The sequence below is a fragment of the Stenotrophomonas sp. MYb57 genome (assembly GCF_002966815.1).
In the GTDB taxonomy this organism is placed as follows: Bacteria; Pseudomonadota; Gammaproteobacteria; order Xanthomonadales; family Xanthomonadaceae; genus Stenotrophomonas; species Stenotrophomonas indicatrix.
In genome coordinates this window covers 2,655,204-2,672,580 of record NZ_CP023271.1, presented here as the reverse complement: position 1 = coordinate 2,672,580, position 17,377 = coordinate 2,655,204, and the positions used below count along the sequence as shown (strand labels likewise).

Below are 17,377 nucleotides of genomic sequence, written 5' to 3'. Positions count from 1 at the left end.
GTCCGCAAAGGGAGACCCCCGATGAGTTATTTTCTTGATCGCTTGCAGTTCTTCAAGCGTGACCCCCAGCCCTTTGCCGATGGCCATGGGTTTGCCAAGAGCGAAGGCCGTGACTGGGAGAACAGCTACCGGCAGCGCTGGCAATACGACAAGATCGTGCGCTCCACCCACGGGGTGAACTGCACCGGTTCGTGCAGCTGGAAGATCTACGTCAAGAACGGACTGGTCACCTGGGAAACCCAGCAGACCGACTACCCGCGCACGCGCCCGGACCTGCCCAACCACGAGCCGCGTGGCTGCCCGCGTGGCGCCAGCTATTCCTGGTACCTGTACAGCGCCAACCGCCTGAAGTATCCGCTGATCCGCGGCACGCTGCTGCGCCTGTGGCGCGAAGCACGCAGGACCCAGGGGCCGGTGGATGCCTGGGCCAGCATCGTGGAGGACAAGGAAAAGGCGCGCTCGTACAAGACCCGGCGCGGCATGGGCGGTTTCGTGCGGCTGAACTGGGAAGAAGCCAACGAGATCATCGCGGCTTCCAATCTGTACACCGTGAAGCAGTATGGGCCGGACCGCGTGGTCGGTTTCTCGCCGATTCCGGCGATGTCGATGGTGTCCTACGCCGCCGGCGCGCGTTATCTGTCGCTGCTGGGCGGCGCCTGTCTGTCCTTCTACGACTGGTACTGCGATCTGCCGCCGGCCTCGCCGCAGATCTGGGGCGAGCAGACCGACGTTCCCGAATCGGCCGACTGGTACAACAGCCGCTACATCATCGCCTGGGGCTCGAACGTACCGCAGACGCGCACGCCGGATGCGCACTTCTTCACCGAGGCCCGCTACAACGGTACCAAGACGGTCTCGATCTGCCCGGACTATTCCGAGCTGGCCAAGCTGACCGATCATTGGCTGCACCCCAAGCAGGGCACCGACGCCGCGTTGGCGTTCGCCTTCGGCCACGTGATCCTGCGCGAGTTCCATGTGGATTCGCCGTCGCAGTACTTCCAGGACTACTGCCGCCAGTACTCGGACATGCCGATGCTGGTGCGCTTGGAGCGCCGCGCCGATGGCCGCCTGGTGGCCGGCCGTTTCCTGCGTGCCAGTGAGCTGGGAGGGTTGGGCGAAGCCAACAACCCGGACTGGAAGACCCTCGCTTACGACGAGACCAGTGGCCAGATCGTGGTGCCGAACGGTTCGATCGGCTTCCGCTGGGGTGAGAAGGGGCGCTGGAACATCGAGGAGAAGGCCAGCAACGGTGCGGAGACGCGCCTGCGCCTGAGCCTGTCCGAGGCCAACGATGGCATCGAGGCGGTCAGCTTCCCGTATTTCGGTGGCATCGAGAGTGACGGCTGGACCGCCGCCCCGGCCGAGGAAGTACTGGATCGCAACATTCCGGTACGCCGCCTGGCGCTGGATGATGGCAGCCAGACGCTGGTGGCGACGGTGTATGACCTGCTGCTTGCGCAGTACGGCGTGGACCGCGGTTTCGGCGGCGCCAATGTCGCCAGGAGCTTCGATGAGAACGTGCCGGGCACGCCCGCCTGGCAGGAACGCATCACCGGCGTGTCGCGCGGGGAAGTGATCGAGATCGCCCGCGAGTTCGCGCGTACCGCCGACAAGACCCATGGCCGCTCGATGATCATCGTCGGTGCCGGCATGAACCACTGGTTCCACAACGACATGAACTACCGCGGCCTGATCAACATGCTGATCATGTGCGGTTGCGTGGGCCAGACCGGCGGCGGCTGGGCGCACTACGTGGGCCAGGAAAAGCTGCGCCCGCAGACCGGCTGGCAGCCGCTGGCGTTCGGCCTGGACTGGAGCAAGCCGCCGCGCCATATGAACGGTACGTCGTTCTTCTACTTCAACACCGGGCAGTGGCGTTACGAGAAGCTGCAGGTGGACGAACTGCTGTCACCGCTGGCCGACGCCAGCAAGTACAGCGGGAGCCTGGCCGACCTAAACCTGCGCGCGGTGCGCATGGGCTGGCTGCCAAGTGCGCCGCAGCTGGACCGCAACCCACTTCAGCTGGTGCGCGAAGCCGAAGCGGCGGGCGTGGCACCTGCCGACTACGCACTGGGCAAGTTCAAGGACGGTTCGCTGGACTTCGCCTTCGCCGACCCGGATGCCAGCCAGAACCACCCGCGGATGATGTTCATCTGGCGCTCGAACCTGCTGGGCTCTTCGGGCAAGGGCCACGAGTACATGCTGCGGCACCTGCTGGGCACCCGCCACGGCCTGCAGGGCAAGGACCTGGGCGAGATGGGCGCAGTGAAGCCGGAGGAGGTGAAGTGGCGCGACGAGGCGCCGGAAGGCAAGCTGGATCTGCTGGTGACGCTGGACTTCCGCATGTGCACCACCGCGCTGTACTCGGACATCGTGCTGCCCACCGCCACCTGGTACGAGAAGGACGATCTCAATACCTCGGACATGCACCCGTTCATCCACCCGCTGTCGAAGGCGGTGGACCCGGCGTGGGAATCGCGCAGTGACTGGGACATCTTCAAGGAGGTGGCGCGCACCGTGAGCGAGATGGCGCCCGGCGTGCTGGGCGTGGAGAAGGACCTGGTGCTGGTGCCGACCCTGCACGACACCCCCAATGAGCTGGGCATGCCGTTCGGCGTGGCCGACTGGAAGAAGGGCGAGTGCGAGGCCATCCCCGGCCAGACCATGCCGTCGATGACGGTGGTGGAGCGCGATTACCCGAACCTGTATCGCAAGTTCACCTCGCTGGGCCCGTTGCTGGACAAGCACGGCAATGGCGGCAAGGGCATGAACTGGGATACGAAGCATGAGGTGGAATTCCTCGGCAAGTTGAACCATACCGTGCGCGAGGAGGGGGTCAGCCAGGGCCGGCCGGCCATCTCGACGGCGATCGACGCGGCCGAAGTGATCCTGCACCTGGCCCCGGAAACCAACGGCCATGTGGCAGTGAAGGCGTGGGAGTCGCTGGGCGGCTTCACCGGCCGCGAGCACACCCATCTGGCGGAGGGCAAGGAGCACGAGGCGATCCGCTTCCGTGACATCCAGGCGCAGCCGCGCAAGATCATCTCTTCGCCGATCTGGTCCGGGCTGGAAGACGACAACGTCAGCTACAACGCGGGCTACACCAATGTGCACGAGTTGATTCCGTGGCGCACAGTGACCGGCCGCCAGCAGTTCTACCAGGACCACGAGTGGATGATCGACTTCGGCGAGGCCTTCATGAGCTACCGGCCACCGGTCAATACCCGCACCATCGAGCCGCTGATCAACCAGCGTTCGAACGGCAACAAGGAGATCGTGCTGAACTGGATCACCCCGCACCAGAAGTGGGGCATCCACAGCACCTACAGCGACAACCTGATCATGCAGACGCTGTCGCGCGGTGGCCCGATCGTGTGGCTCAGCGAGGACGATGCGCGCAGTGCCGGCATCGTCGACAACGACTGGATCGAGCTGTTCAACGTCAACGGTGCGATCGCCGCGCGAGCGGTGGTCAGCCAGCGGGTGATGCCGGGCATGGCGATGATGTACCACGCCCAGGAACGCATCATCAACGTGCCGGGTTCGGAGATCTCCGGCACCCGCGGCGGCATCCACAACTCGGTGACCCGCATCGTGCTCAAGCCGACCCACATGATCGGTGGCTACGCGCAGCTTGCCTACGGTTTCAACTACTACGGCACCTGCGGTACCAATCGCGACGAGTTCGTGATCGTGCGCAAGATGGACAAGGTGGATTGGCTGGACGATGAACAAGGAAGTTCGAGTGTCGCCAGCGCAGGACGCGCAGGAGCGACCGGCGAGGTCGTCCCGGCCGCCGCCAAGGAGGTAGTGTGATGAAGGTCCGTGCACAGATCGCGATGGTATTGAACCTGGACAAGTGCATCGGCTGCCACACCTGCTCGATCACCTGCAAGAACGTGTGGACCTCGCGCGAGGGCGTCGAGTACGCCTGGTTCAACAACGTGGAAACCAAGCCGGGCATCGGCTACCCGAAGGAATGGGAAAACCAGGAGAAGTGGAATGGTGGCTGGGTGCGCACCGGCAGCGGCAAGCTGGTGCCGCGCGCCGGTGGTCGCTGGCGGATGCTGGCCAAGATCTTCGCCAACCCGGACCTGCCGCAGATCGACGACTACTACGAGCCGTTCGATTTCGACTACCAGAACCTGCACACCGCCAAGGACAGCCAGCACCAGCCGACCGCAAGGCCGCGCTCGCTGATCAGTGGCGAGCGCATGCAGAAGATCGAATGGGGCCCGAACTGGGAGGAGATCCTGGGCTCGGAATTCAGCAAGCGCTCGCGCGACTACAACTTCAATGAAGTGCAGAAGGAGATCTACGGCGCCTTCGAAAAGACCTTCATGATGTACCTGCCGCGCCTGTGCGAGCACTGCCTGAACCCGGCGTGCGTGTCGGCGTGCCCGTCGGGCGCGATCTACAAGCGCGAGGAAGATGGCATCGTGCTGATCGACCAGGACAAGTGCCGCGGCTGGCGCATGTGCGTGTCGGCGTGCCCATACAAGAAGATCTATTACAACTGGAAGAGCGGCAAGTCGGAGAAGTGCATCTTCTGCTACCCGCGCATCGAGATGGGCGAGCCGACGGTATGTTCGGAAACCTGTGTCGGCCGCATCCGCTACCTGGGCGTGATGCTGTACGACGCCGACCGCATTGCCGACGCCGCGTCGGTAGCTGCCGAAAAGGATCTGTACCAGGCCCACCTGGATATTTTCCTGGACCCGCATGATCCGGCGGTGGTTGCTGCTGCACGCGCGGAAGGCATTCCGGACAGCTGGCTGGAATCGGCCAAGCAGTCGCCGGTGTACAAGCTGGCGATCGACTGGAAGCTGGCGCTGCCGCTGCACCCGGAGTACCGCACGCTGCCGATGGTCTGGTACGTACCGCCGCTGTCGCCGATCCAGTCGGCGGCCGAGCGGGGCCGCATCGGCATGAGTGGCGAGCTGCCGGACGTGGCCTCGTTGCGCATTCCGGTGCGCTACCTGGCCAACATGCTGACAGCCGGTGACGAGGCGCCGGTGGTGCGTGCGCTGGAACGCCTGATGGCGATGCGTGCCTGGCGCCGGGCCAAGAACGTGGACGGCGTGGAAGACACGGCGGTGCTGGACCAGACCGGGTTGAGCGTGGCCCAGGTTGAAGAGATGTACCGCTACCTGGCCATTGCCAACTACGAGGACCGTTTCGTGATTCCGACCGCACACCGCGAGTACGCCAACGATGCCTTCGGCGAGCGCGGCGGCTGCGGTTTCACATTCGGCAACGGCTGCAACGGCGACAGCCCGGCCGACCTGTTCGGGCAGCGCAAGAGCACCAGCTTCGTGGTGAACAACGGCCCGAACCACCGCCGCAAGGAGGTGGTGTGATGAGCGTACTGAAGCTGGTGGGGGTGCTGCTGGACTACCCCCGCGACGAACTGTGGCAGCACGGCGAGGAACTGCTGGCGGCGTGCGATGAGGTGGCACTGACACCCGCGCGGCGAAGGCAGTTGCGTGCTTTCGTACAGCAGTTGCTGGACAGCGATCCGTTGGATGCGCAGGCCGCCTGGCTGGCGACCTTCGACCGCGGCCGCTCGATGAGCCTGCTGCTGTTTGAACACATCCACGGCGAATCGCGTGACCGTGGCCAGGCCATGGTGGACCTGGTGGAGACATACCGCCGCAACGGCTTCGAACTGGATGCCCGTGAGCTGCCGGACTACCTGCCGCTGCTGCTGGAGTTCCTGGCCCACCAGCCGGAGACCGAAGCGCGCGAGTGGCTGCACCATATCGGACACATCGCCGGGATGCTGGCCGCGCGCGCCGCCGAGCGTGAGCTGCCGCACGTGCCGCTGCTGGAGATCCTGGTGGAAGCTGGTGACGGCAAGGTCAACCTGGAGGCGCTGCGGCAACGCGCCAGTGAGGAACCCCGCGACGATACGGCCGAGGCGATGGACCGGTTGTGGGAAGAGGAAGCGGTGCGTTTCGGTGCCGAAGCGCCCGCTGAAGACTGCAAGCCACCGACGCGCTCGCCGGCCCGTCCTGTGCATCGTGAGGTCCAGCCATGAACTACTACCTGCATCAATTCGCCTTCCAGTACTACCCGTACATTGCCGTGGCAGTGCTGCTGATCGGCAGCTGGGCGCGCTATGACAAGGCCATGTACACCTGGCGCACCGGTTCCAGCCAGATGCTGTCGGACAAGGGCATGCGGATCGGCAGCAACTGCTTCCACATCGGTATCCTGGCCATCCTTGGCGGCCATCTGGTCGGCCTGCTGACCCCGCACGCGGTGTATGAGCACTTCATCACCTCCCCGCAGAAGCAGATGCTGGCGATGGTGGTGGGCGGCGTGTTCGGTGCGCTGTGCTTCATCGGCATCAGCATCCTGCTGGTGCGCCGCCTGACCAACGCCCGCGTGCGCGCCACCGGCAGCTTCGGTGACACCCTGGTGCTGGTGCTGCTGTTCGCCCAGCTCTGTCTTGGCCTGTACAGCATCCGCGTATCGTCCGGGCATCTGGACGGTGGGGTGATGGTGCAGCTGGCCGAATGGGCGCAGCACATCGTGACCTTCCGTGCCGGTGCTGCTGACTACATCGAGGGCGTCAGCTGGGTCTACAAGATGCATATCTTCCTGGGCCTGACTCTGTTCCTGATCGCGCCCTTCACCCGGCTCGTGCATGTTTGGAGCATTCCGGTCAGCTATCTGTGGCGGCCGTACCAGGTGGTGCGCCGTCGCCAGGCGGCGCTGCGCTACGGGCCGCGGGAGTAAGCCATGGGCAACCTGCCGAAGTTCCTGCCGATCACCGTGATCGATTCCGCCCAGGCGGTTCCGGCCGAGGCCCACCAGCACCAGCATGACGGGGCAGGGGAGGGGCCGCGCTCGCTCGGGCAACCGGCACCGTGCCGGTTGTTCGTGGAGGACACGGCGATAAGCGAGGCCGACATCGCCCGCGAGATGCAGCACCATCGGGCACTGCGCCCGGAACAGTCGCGTGCCGAGGCGGCGCGCGCACTGGTGGTGCGTGAACTGCTGCGGTTGGAAGCGCAGCGCCTGGGCCTGCTGGCGCCGGCAGGCGGCCGGGTCAGCGATGAGGAAGTGCTGATCCAGCAACTGCTGGAAGACGCGATCGAAGACCGCGTGCCGACCGACGAGGACTGCCAACGCTACTTCGAGCAGAACCCGGAGCGATTCCGCTCACCGGATCGGGTACGGCTGCGCCATATCCTGCTGGCCGCGCCGGCCGATGATGTGGCCGGGCGGCTGGCCGCACGCACCGAGGGCGAGCGTCTGGCCAATGAACTGAAAGCAGCGCCGCACCTGTTCGCCGACTTCGCCCTGCGCCATTCGCGCTGCCCGTCCAGCAGTGACGGCGGTGACCTGGGCTGGTTGCAGCGTGGGCAGACCACGCCGGAGTTCGATCGCCAGGTGTTCCGCCTGCGCGAGGGCCTGGCTGGCTTCCCGGTGGAATCACGCTGGGGCTACCACGTGGTCAGCATCGATGGGCGCGAGGAGGGGCAACCACTGCCGTTCGACGCAGTGCTGCCACAGATCCGGGACTACCTGGAGCTGCAGGTGCGCCAACGCGAGGTGCAGGTGTACCTGCTGCAGTTGCAGGAGCGCTACCCGGTGCGCGGACTGGATGAGATCGAAGCCGAAGCCGAGGTCGGCTGACCCACTCTTGAGGAAGGAGATTGCATGAACCAGGCCCTTGCCCCCGCCAGTGCCGGGCAGCAGCAGCGTGCGCTGTGGCTGAGCACATTCGCCTTCACCGTGTGCTTTGCGGTGTGGATGATCTTTTCCATCATCGGTATCCAGATCAGCGAGCAGCTGGGATTGACCGACACCCAGTTCGGCCTGCTGATCGCCACCCCGGTGCTGACCGGCTCGGTCAGCCGCGTGTTCCTCGGCATATGGTCCGACCAGTTCGGCGGCCGCAAGGTGATGGTGCTGGTGATGCTGTGCGGCGCAGTGGCTACCTGGATGCTGACCTATGCCCACACCTACCCCCAGTTCCTGTTCGCCGCGCTGTGCGTGGGTATTGCCGGTGGCAACTTTTCGGTGGGCGTGGCCTATGTGTCCAGGTTCTTCCCGGCCAGCAGGCAGGGCACCGCCCTGGGCATCTTCGGCGCCGGCAACATCGGCTCGGCGGTGACCAAGCTGCTGGCGCCTTTGGTGATGGTGGCCGCGGGCTGGACCATGGTGGCCAAGGTGTGGGCGGTCGCGCTGGCGGTCACCGCCGTGCTGTTCTTCCTGTTCAGCAAGGAAGACCCGTCGCTGGAACAGCGCCGCCGTGACGGGGTGAAGCCGGTGCCGTTCTCCGAGCAGATGGCTCCGCTGAGGAACCTGCAGGTGTGGCGGTTCTCGTTGTACTACTTCTTCGTGTTTGGTGGTTTTGTGGCACTGGCGTTGTGGCTGCCGCATTACCTGGTGGGGGCGTACGGCATGGACGTCGGCACCGCCGGCATGCTGGCAGCCTGCTATTCGATTCCGGCCAGCCTGTTCCGCGTGGTGGGCGGTTGGATGTCCGACAGGATGGGGGCGCGCCGCGTGATGTACTGGACATTCAGTGTGTCGGCCATCTGCACATTCCTGCTGGCCTACCCCGATACCGAGTACGTGGTGAAGGGCATCCATGGCCCGATCCACTTCCACCTGGCCATCGGCGTGGTGATGTTCACCGTGCTGGTGTTCGTACTGGGCTTCTTCATGTCGCTGGGCAAGGCTGCGGTCTACAAGCACATCCCAGTGTATTACCCCAGGCACGTGGGTGCGGTGGGTGGTGTGGTGGGCATGATTGGCGGCCTGGGTGGCTTCATCCTGCCGATCGTGTTCGGTGCGCTGAACGATGTCCTAGGCATCTGGAGCAGCTGCTTCATGTTGCTGTTCGTGGTGGTGTCCGCTGCCCTGGCGTGGATGCACTTCGCGATCCGCCGGATGGAGCGTCGACACTTCCCGCAGATCGATCGGGAGACCGATCTGCCGGAGGCCATCGATGCGGCTGCCGCGGAACGGGCACGCGGCACGTGAATGGCAGTGCCGGCCGCTGGCCGGCACCTCAGCGCAATACGTCACGCTTGATTTCAATCAGGACTACGCGAAGAGGAACGCGCGAGGATGACAGCCATGAGCTTCCACGTTGATGCGAGCGAGGACACAGCGCTGCAGGCCGCATTGCTGCGGCAGCCGCGCCATGTGCTGTTTCCACCGGCCGGCCATTTCAGTGCCGGCTTCGGTGAAAGCGGCTGGCGTACTGCCGTGCAGGCCAGCAACGAGCACCTGATTCCACGTGGCCTGACGCTGGGCTTCCAGACCGGGCGCATGGGGCGCGATGTGCCGGCCGAACGCTATCTCGACACATTGCTGGCCGCGTTGCGCCTGCAGGCAGATGCCTTGGCCGAGGACCGCGAGGTGGTGGCGATGGTGCTGCAGCTGGGTGTGGCCGAGGCACTGCCGCCAGTTCTGCTGGGGCAGCTGCTGGATGCGGTGCCGCAGTACCTGCGCACCGTGGCCCGGCCGCAGGTGGAGGCACGGCTGGATGCCGGCTGCGGCTTGTCGCCTGCACAACTGCGTGCAGTGGGTTGCACGCGACTGAACGTGATCGACCGCGCCGATGCGCCTGGCCCGGCAGTGCTGGCGCAGGCGCGCGACGCCGGCTTCACTGCCCGCTACTACCAGCTGCGTGTGCCCGCTGCGGAGGACGCCGGATTCATCGGGCGCCTGCAGACCGTGCTGGCAGATGCGCCCGAACGCGTGCTGTTGCCGGCGCCGTGTGCGCTGCCAGAGCATCCCTCATCGGAACGCTGGCTGCAGGCATGGCGATTGCTGCGCGAGGCAGGCTATGTGGGTATCGGCGGCGACCATTACCAACGCGGGGACCTGCCGGACCCGAACGGCCCGGGTGACGGCCAGCGTCATTGCGATCTGGCAGGCGTGCCCCGCCGCGATCGCAGCGATTTCATCGGCATCGGCCTGGCGGCGTGCAGCCAGATTGGCGAGGTGTTCTGCCGGACGGAGGATGACCTGGAGCGCTGGCAGGCTCGCCTGCGGGCAGGGCATGTGGGCGTGGCCGCTGGCCTGATCCTGTCGGAGGAGGAGCGGCTGGCTGCGGAGGTCGCGCAGAGCATCGCCTGCGATCATGCGCTGGATGCTGCTGCCTTCGAATGGCGCAATGATGTTCCGTTCGATGAATGCTTTGCCGAGACCCTGCCTGCACTCGCACCGCTGCTCGCGCGGGGCTGGGCGCGCTGGGACGGCCGCGTGCTTCGCCTGGCCGAGGAAGGGCGGTTGCTGTGGCGTATGATGGCCGCATGTTTCCGGCCGGCGGCCGCCATCGCTTGAGTGCTGTCCCGATGTCTTCAACTCCGCCCTCACAGGCCCGGCCCGGCCGGACCACGCCGAATCCTGCCGCCGCCGATGATGGCGACTCGCTGCATTTCTGCAGCACCTGTGCCTTCTCCGATGCATGCATGTCGCAGGGCTATGACAAGACGGCGCTGGGCGAACTGCATGTCCTGGTCGACCACGTGGGGCCGTTCCATGCGGGTGATTACATCTTCCGTGCGGGTGAGGCCTTCGATTCCATCGCCGCTGTGCGCGCAGGCATGGTCAAGACCTTCGTCGACGACAGCCAGGGCAACGAGCAGGTGCTGGGCTTTGCTCTGCCGGGCGAGGTGATCGGGCTCAATGCGATTCACGGTTCGCGCTTCCCCTGCAATGCGGTGGCACTGGATACGGTGCACCTGTGCCGCATTTCGTTCCCCAAGCTGAGCCTGCTGGCCACCCGCATGCCAGGGCTGCAGGCCAAGCTGTTCAGCCTGCTCAGCGCGGAGATCGGCAAGGTCGCCACGCTGGCGGCCAATCACCGCACCGAGGAGCGGATGGCAGCGTTCCTGCTGGATATGTCGGCGCGTTACGCGCGGCGTGGTTTTTCCGCGACCCGCTTCAACCTGACCATGGCCCGCACCGAGATCGCCAATTATCTGCGGATGGCGCCGGAGACGGCCAGTCGCGTGCTGCGGCGGTTGAGCGATGATGGTGTGATTGCGGTGAAGCAGCGCGAAATCCTGCTGCTGCAACCCGACCGGCTGGCGGCACTGGCCGTGGCCGATGAAAACGAGCCCGATTGAACCTGGCCAGGGAGCCGACGATGAAGCGATGGGCAATGGTGTTTCTGGGTCTGCTGGCCACGTTGCCTGCGTGGGCTGGCAACCTCACCGTGTCGGCGGCATCCAGCCTTACCGAAAGCTTCCGCGAGCTGGGCGCAGCCTATGAGAAGGCGAACCCGGGCAGCAGGGTCGACTTCAACTTTGCCGCTTCCGGCGTACTGCTGCAGCAGATCGCGCGCGGCGCACCGGTGGATGTGTTCGCTTCGGCCGATGAAGCAACGATGGACCAGGCTGCGCAGCAGAAGCTGCTGGCGGCCGGTACGCGTGAGGTCTTCGCGGTGAACGCGTTGTGGGTGGTCGTGCCGCCGCAGGCGAAGGCGCCGCCGCGCGCACTGGCCGATCTGGCGGGTGCCGGCGTGCAGCGCATCGCAGTGGGCAACCCGGACAGCGTGCCGGTGGGCCGCTACGCGCAGGGCGCGCTGCGGGCCGCCAAGCTGTGGCCGGCCGTGCAGGCCAAGGTGATCAGTACGCAGAACGTGCGGCAGTCGCTGGATTACGTGGCGCGGGGCGAGGTGGATGCGGGGTTTGTCTACGCCACCGACGCGCAGGCAATGCCTGATCGGGTGCGGCGCGCGTTCCAGGTTCCGGTTGCCGGACGCATCGCCTATCCGCTGGCGGTGGTGCAGGCCAGCACGCAGCCGGTGGAAGCCAGGCGCTTCGCGGCGTTCGTGCGCTCGGCGCAGGGCCAAGCGATCCTGCACAAGCACGGGTTCGGCAAGCCCTGACGGATGGACCTGGACTGGAGCGCACTGGGATTGTCGTTGAAGGTGGCCGGCTGGGCCACGGCGATCAATCTTGTTGCCGGCGTGGCGCTTGGCGCGCTGCTGGCGCGACGGCGCTTTCCCGGTCGGGAACTGCTGGATTCGATACTGACCCTGCCGATGGTGCTGCCGCCGACGGTGCTAGGCTATTACCTGCTGGTGCTGATCGGGCGCAATGGCCCGATCGGCGCCTGGTTGCAGTCGTGGTTCGGCATCAACCTGGTGTTTACCTGGCAGGCGGCGGTGATCGCTGCTGCGGTGGCGTCGTTTCCGCTGGTGTTCAAACCGGCACGCGCTGCATTCGAGGAAGTGGACGGCCAGTTGGAGCAGGCCGCGCGCACGCTGGGCGTGTCCGAAGCGGCGGTGTTCTTCCGCATCACCCTGCCGCTGGCATGGCGCGGGATTCTGGCGGGCCTGCTGCTGGCGTTCGCACGGGCGATGGGCGAGTTCGGCGCCACGCTGATGGTGGCCGGCAGCATTCCGGGCCGCACGCAGACCTTGTCGATCGCCATCTATGAAGCGGTGCAGGCGGGGCAGGATGGCAAGGCCAATGCGCTGGTGATCCTGACGTCGGTGGTGTGCATCGTGATCCTGCTGCTGGCCGCGCGGCTGGTGGGTGGGCGCCGCCGGGAGCTGCGCGATGTGGCTTGACCTGCAGGTGCAGCGGCGATTGCAGGCGTCCGGCCAGACGTTCGAGCTGGACGTTGCACTGCAGTGCACGCAGCGGCAGGTGGTGCTGTTCGGGCCCTCGGGCGCCGGCAAGAGCCTGACGCTGAAAGCGGTGGCCGGCCTGCTGCGCCCGGAGCAAGGGCATGTGCGCCTGCACGGGCAGGCACTGTTCGATGCGGGAGCGGGGGTTGATCTGCCGCCGCAGCGTCGTCGACTCGGTTACGTGTTCCAGGACTACGCGCTGTTTCCGCACCTGAGCGTGCGCCAGAACGTGGCGTTCGGGCTGCAGCGGGGCTGGTTGAATCCACCGCGCGGCACCCGTATCGAGGCAGTGGAGCAGTGGCTGCAGGCATTCCGGATCGAGCACGTGGCGGATCTGCTGCCGTCGCAGGTATCGGGCGGACAGCGCCAGCGCACGGCGTTGGCGCGTGCACTGGTGACGCGGCCACAGGCGTTGCTGCTGGACGAACCGTTCGCAGCGCTCGACCACGATCTGCGCCAGCACCTGCGCCAGGAGCTGGAAACCGTGCTGGATGAAACCGGTATTCCGCTGCTGCTGATCAGCCACGACCCGCAGGATGTGGCGGTGTTCGGCCAGCAGGTGGCGCGTGTGGTGGACGGGCGCGTCGTCGATGGATGACGCGGGGCGTTTGTGCAGGGCCATATCCTGGCGCGCCGTGTATCGACGCGGGTAGTGCCGGCCGCTGGCCGGCAGCGTCGTAGCGCCAACAGCAGCCGGCCAGCGGCCGGCTCTACCCGAAGGACGGTTCAAATCAGGATGTGGCGGTGTTCGGCCAGCAGGTGGCGCGTGTGGTGGACGGGCGCATCGTCGGTGGATGACGCGCGGCGGTCGTACCGGGCCATATCCTGGCGCGCCGTGTATCCACGCAGGTAGTGCCGGCCGCTGGCCGGCAGCGTCGTAGTGCGAAGAGCAGCCGGCCAGCGGCCGGCTCTACCCGAAGGACAGTTCAATCAGGATGTGACGGTGTTCGGCCAGCAGGTGGCGCGGGTGGTGGACGGGCGCATCGTCGGCGGATGACACGCGGCGTTTGTGCCGGGCCATATTCTGGCGCGCCGTGTATCCACGCGGGTAGTGCCGGCCGCTGGCTGGCAGCGTCGTAGCGCCAACAGCAGCCGGCCAGCGGCCGGCTCTACCCGAGGGACGGTTCAAATCAGGATGTGGCAGTGTTCGGCCAGCAGGTGGCGCGCGTGGTGGACGGGCGCATCGTCGGCGGATGACGCGCGGCGGTCGTACCGGGCCATATCCTGGCGCGCCGTGTATCCACGCAGGTAGTGCCGGCCGCTGGCCGGCAGCGTCGTAGTGCGAAGAGCAGCCGGCCAGCGGCCGGCTCTACCCGAAGGACAGTTCAATCAGGATGTGACGGTGTTCGGCCAGCAGGTGGCGCGGGTGGTGGACGGGCGCATCGTCGGCGGATGACACGCGGCGTTTGTGCCGGGCCATATTCTGGCGCGCCGTGTATCCACGCGGGTAGTGCCGGCCGCTGGCTGGCAGCGTCGTAGCGCCAACAGCAGCCGGCCAGCGGCCGGCTCTACCCGAGGGACGGTTCAAATCAGGATGTGGCAGTGTTCGGCCAGCAGGTGGCGCGCGTGGTGGACGGGCGCATCGTCGGCGGATGACGCGCGGCGTCTGTGCCGAGCCATGCCCGGCGGACACTGGCACGCTGTGTATCCACGCGGGTAGTGCCGGCCGCTGGCCGGCAGCGTCGTAGCGCCAACAGCAGCCGGCCAGCGGCCGGCTCTACCCGAAGGACAGTTCAATACAGCTCGCAGTGGGTGCGGCCCTCACCGCGCAGGGCATCCCAATGGCCTTCGCCGCCGATCGCGTCGATGGCTTCGCGCATCGCACCTTCCAGATGGCTCTTGTTGCCACACAGGTAGATGTGGCCGCCACGGGCCAGCACATCCCGCATCTGCGTGGCCTGCTGCTGCAACACATGCTGCACATAGACCTTCTGCGCCGCATCGCGCGAGAACGCTGTGTGCAGGCTGGCCAGTACGCCACGCGCCTGCCAGTCCTGCAGCTGCTCGCGGTACAGGAAGTCATGCTCGCGGTGCTTCTCGCCGAACACCAGATGGACCTCCCGTGCATCGCCGGTGGCCTGCAGTTCCTGCATCAGGCCCATCAGCGGCGCGATGCCGGTACCGGTGCCCACCAGCAGCAGAGGTGCGTTGCCGCCTTCGGGCAGGTGGAAGCCCGGATTGGAGCGGCAGTACACGCGCGCCGTGTCGCCGCCGTGCAGCAGGCTGCCGGTGGCGGTGCCGAAGCGTTCGCGGCCACGCAGGGTGTAGCGCACTTCGCGTACACACAGGCTCAGCTGGTCATCGCGCGGATGCGAGGCAATCGAGTAGGCGCGCGGCAGGCAGGGTGATAGCAGCTCGCGCAATCGCGCCAGCGGAACCGACTGCGGGGTGGCGTGGTCCTGCAGCACGTCCAGCAGGTCCAGGCCATGCAGGTAGGCGTCCAGTTCGCGTTTCTGGCTGATCTTCAGCAGGCTTTTCAGTACGTCGCTACCCCCCAGCCTGGCCAGTTCGCGCAGTACGCCCTTGCTGAGCAGGCGCAGTTCGCGGTCGCGCAGCGCGTCGACGGCGCTGGAATCGCCATACCAGCTGGTCAGGGCCTGCAGCAGCGCAGGATCGTTTTCTGCAACCAGATGCAGGGTGTCGCCGGCCCGGTAGGCCATGCCGCTGCCCGCGATGTCCAGCTGCAGGTGCCAGGCAGCGGGGGTGCTGTGATTCAGTCGGCGCCGTTCGACAATGCCGGCGGCGAACGCGTTGTCTTCGCCGTAGGCCGTCACTTGCAGGCGCAGATCCTGGCCGGCGGTCGCATCACCGTCCAGTACCTGGCCCAGCACCGGCCGCCACTGCTGGAAGAACTGTTCGTAGCCGAGGTCGGCGTCGACACGGTGCAGTAATGGCTGCGCCTGACGATCACTCAACGCTGCATCCAGCGCCTTGGTGAAACCGCAGAAGCTGGGGTAGCCGGTATCCCCCAGGCCGAACACCGCGTAGCGCAGTCCGGGCAGGGCGGGCGCCTGTCGCAGCGACTCGAAGAAGCGCTCGCCATTGGCAGGCGGCTCGCCGTCGCCGAACGAGCTGGAGATGGCCAGCAGCACATCGCCGTGGCCGAGGCCGGCCACATCGATGTCATTGAACGGCAGGACCTGCGGTCCATGCGGCTGCAGTTCCGGGTCCGCACCCAGGCGTTGGGCCAGGGCGCGGGCGTTGCCCGACTCGGAGGCGAAACCCACCAGCAGCCGGCTGATGGGCCTGCGTGTGGGGATGGCGTTCACGCAGCCTCGTAGAAGTCGTCGAACTTTTCCTTGCTGAACTCGACAAGGTCATAGTTCTGCATCAGGTCGTTCACCACGCGGCGGATGCTGATGTACGAGGTGATGTTGCCATCGGCGTCGAACAGTGGCTGCACGGTGGTGTCGACCACGTAGAGCACGCCGCCCTTGCCAAGGTTGGGGACGATGCCGGTCCAGGTCTTGCCGGCCTTGATGGTGTCCCACATGTCCTTGTAGACGGCCTTGGGTACGTCCGGATGGCGGACGATGCTGTGCGGCTGGCCGATCAGTTCCTCGCGCGCGAACCCGGTGAGCGTGCAGAACAGGTCGTTGGCATAGGTGATGTTGCCCTGCAGGTCGGTGGTGGAAATCACCATCACGTTCTGCATGGCGTTGAGCAGCTGGGCGTTGTCAGGGGTGTAGCTCATCGCAGGTCCTTTGGATGCCGGTGACGCCGGCGTATTGGGTTCCTGCATAGAGATACGCGCCCGTGGCGTGGGGCGGATTGATATAGGTCAAGCGTGTGCCCGGAGGGGGCTGCGACCGGCTGTCGCAGGGAGGGGCGGCGCTAGTGGGCGATGGCGGGGAACCCGATGGTGTGGTGGCAGTGCCGTAGCAGTGCGCGCCCTTCTTCGCCATCGCGTTGGATACGATCCCCGCGGAAGAATGCCTGCAACGACTGGCCCATCGCGTTGCCGGCATTTCCAGAGCGCCGTGCAGCCGCCGGCAGCAGGCTGTCAGCGCGGGGATCATGGCGGCCGGGTAGCTGCTCGCGCCGAAGCTGACCTTCAATCGCCAGCAGCGCACATGCTCCGGCGAGGTAGGCCTCCGGTTCCCGGTGCGCGCCCCATCGACGCTGGCCTGTCATCGCCGTGGCGATATGGTGGAACTCGTGTGCGGTGGTGGAGATTACGCGCGCACGCAGTGCAGCAGCGTCGTCGCCGGCGGGAAACCAGAACGCCACCACCAGTTCTGGTCGGACTGGCCTGGCAGGTTGTTGCCAGATGCCGCCGCCGTCGCTGACGATCGTGACCTGGTAGCGGACCGGTGTATCGTTCAGGCCTGCGGCATGGAGCGGTTGCCTCGCGGCGTGCGCGGCGGCAGTGCATAGAATCACTGCCTGGTCAGTGGATAGGCTGGGTTCGACCCAGCGCACCATCACGTCGATTGTTTCCCGTTGGCAAGTGTGCGAGTGCGTCGTCTGCTCGGAACTCTCCTGGCCGCGCAGTACCGATGCGGTGCCAACGCTCAGCTGCGAGGGCGCTCCGCGCAGGCGCGTGGCAAACGCTCCGTCCGCGCCGACACTATCGCGCGGGGGAATATCGAGGGTATTGCACGCATTGGCGCAGAGCAGCAGCGCTGCTGCGCCCGTGGCGTGCCGCAACCAGGATTCCATCTGCAGGAGATCACCCTTCCAAAGCGGTGGATGCATCCTTGCAGACGCTCCGGCGCACGCACAATCAGACGTGTTGCATAGGGAAGCCGACGGTCGGCGCCG

14 protein-coding genes are annotated in these 17,377 nt (G+C 66.2%); 11 read left to right on the top strand and 3 right to left on the bottom strand.

All coding sequences use genetic code 11. The features are described 5' to 3' along the window. The first annotated feature begins 21 nt into the window (after positions 1–21). The 11 genes from CLM74_RS12250 (at position 22) to CLM74_RS12200 (ending at position 13,211) form a co-directional block, all read left to right on the top strand. The gene (locus CLM74_RS12250) at positions 22–3,816 is read left to right on the top strand and encodes a nitrate reductase subunit alpha (protein WP_105164197.1); all 3,795 of its coding nucleotides are present in this window, start codon (positions 22–24) and stop codon (positions 3,814–3,816) included. Next, positions 3,816–5,360: a nitrate reductase subunit beta gene (narH, locus tag CLM74_RS12245; protein WP_105164196.1), complete on the top strand. Its 1,545-nt coding sequence runs from the start codon at positions 3,816–3,818 to the stop codon at positions 5,358–5,360. Before CLM74_RS12250 ends, narH begins: the two co-directional genes overlap by 1 nt. Continuing rightward, positions 5,360–6,040 carry a nitrate reductase molybdenum cofactor assembly chaperone gene (gene narJ / locus CLM74_RS12240; RefSeq protein WP_105164195.1) on the top strand — a complete coding sequence of 227 codons (681 nt, stop codon included), beginning with the start codon at positions 5,360–5,362 and terminating at the stop codon, positions 6,038–6,040. The genes narH and narJ overlap by 1 nt, the downstream gene beginning before the upstream one ends. Next, positions 6,037–6,744, top strand: coding sequence for a respiratory nitrate reductase subunit gamma (gene narI, locus CLM74_RS12235; protein ID WP_105164194.1), 708 nt, complete (start codon positions 6,037–6,039; stop codon positions 6,742–6,744). Before narJ ends, narI begins: the two co-directional genes overlap by 4 nt. A 3-nt stretch (positions 6,745–6,747) precedes the next feature. Further along, positions 6,748–7,647 carry a peptidylprolyl isomerase gene (locus CLM74_RS12230; protein ID WP_105164193.1) on the top strand — a complete coding sequence of 300 codons (900 nt, stop codon included), beginning with the start codon at positions 6,748–6,750 and terminating at the stop codon, positions 7,645–7,647. A 24-nt stretch (positions 7,648–7,671) separates the two neighbouring features. Further along, complete coding sequence (locus CLM74_RS12225; protein ID WP_025874351.1) at positions 7,672–9,003, top strand: nitrate/nitrite transporter; 1,332 nt, start codon at positions 7,672–7,674, stop codon at positions 9,001–9,003. Between the two features lie 96 nt (positions 9,004–9,099). After that, entirely contained in the window at positions 9,100–10,314 is a 1,215-nt protein-coding gene (locus CLM74_RS12220; RefSeq protein WP_105164192.1) for a coproporphyrinogen III oxidase, read from the top strand. A gap of 11 nt (positions 10,315–10,325) precedes the next feature. Then, on the top strand, positions 10,326–11,102 hold the full coding sequence (locus CLM74_RS12215) for a helix-turn-helix domain-containing protein (RefSeq protein WP_105164191.1): 777 nt from the start codon (positions 10,326–10,328) through the stop codon (positions 11,100–11,102). A 20-nt stretch (positions 11,103–11,122) separates the two neighbouring features. After that, positions 11,123–11,866 (top strand): molybdate ABC transporter substrate-binding protein, encoded by a 744-nt coding sequence (modA, locus tag CLM74_RS12210; protein WP_105164190.1) that lies wholly within the window; start codon positions 11,123–11,125, stop codon positions 11,864–11,866. 3 nt (positions 11,867–11,869) lie between these two features. Next, positions 11,870–12,553, top strand: coding sequence for a molybdate ABC transporter permease subunit (gene modB, locus CLM74_RS12205; RefSeq protein WP_025874355.1), 684 nt, complete (start codon positions 11,870–11,872; stop codon positions 12,551–12,553). Next, a complete protein-coding gene (locus tag CLM74_RS12200; RefSeq protein WP_105164189.1) occupies positions 12,543–13,211 on the top strand; it encodes an ATP-binding cassette domain-containing protein in 669 nt (222 codons plus the stop codon). Before modB ends, CLM74_RS12200 begins: the two co-directional genes overlap by 11 nt. Before the next feature lie 1,135 nt (positions 13,212–14,346). On the opposite strand, the gene CLM74_RS12195 is transcribed toward CLM74_RS12200, so the two are convergent. The 3 genes from CLM74_RS12195 to CLM74_RS12185 form a co-directional block, all read right to left on the bottom strand. Further along, on the bottom strand, positions 14,347–15,882 hold the full coding sequence (locus tag CLM74_RS12195; RefSeq protein ID WP_105164188.1) for a sulfite reductase flavoprotein subunit alpha: 1,536 nt from the start codon (positions 15,880–15,882) through the stop codon (positions 14,347–14,349). Next, entirely contained in the window at positions 15,879–16,307 is a 429-nt protein-coding gene (locus tag CLM74_RS12190) for a PAS sensor domain-containing protein (RefSeq protein WP_005409905.1), read from the bottom strand. Before CLM74_RS12190 ends, CLM74_RS12195 begins: the two co-directional genes overlap by 4 nt. A gap of 140 nt (positions 16,308–16,447) precedes the next feature. Then, entirely contained in the window at positions 16,448–17,311 is an 864-nt protein-coding gene (locus tag CLM74_RS12185) for a hypothetical protein (protein ID WP_158684145.1), read from the bottom strand. Between the last annotated feature and the right edge of the window lie 66 nt (positions 17,312–17,377).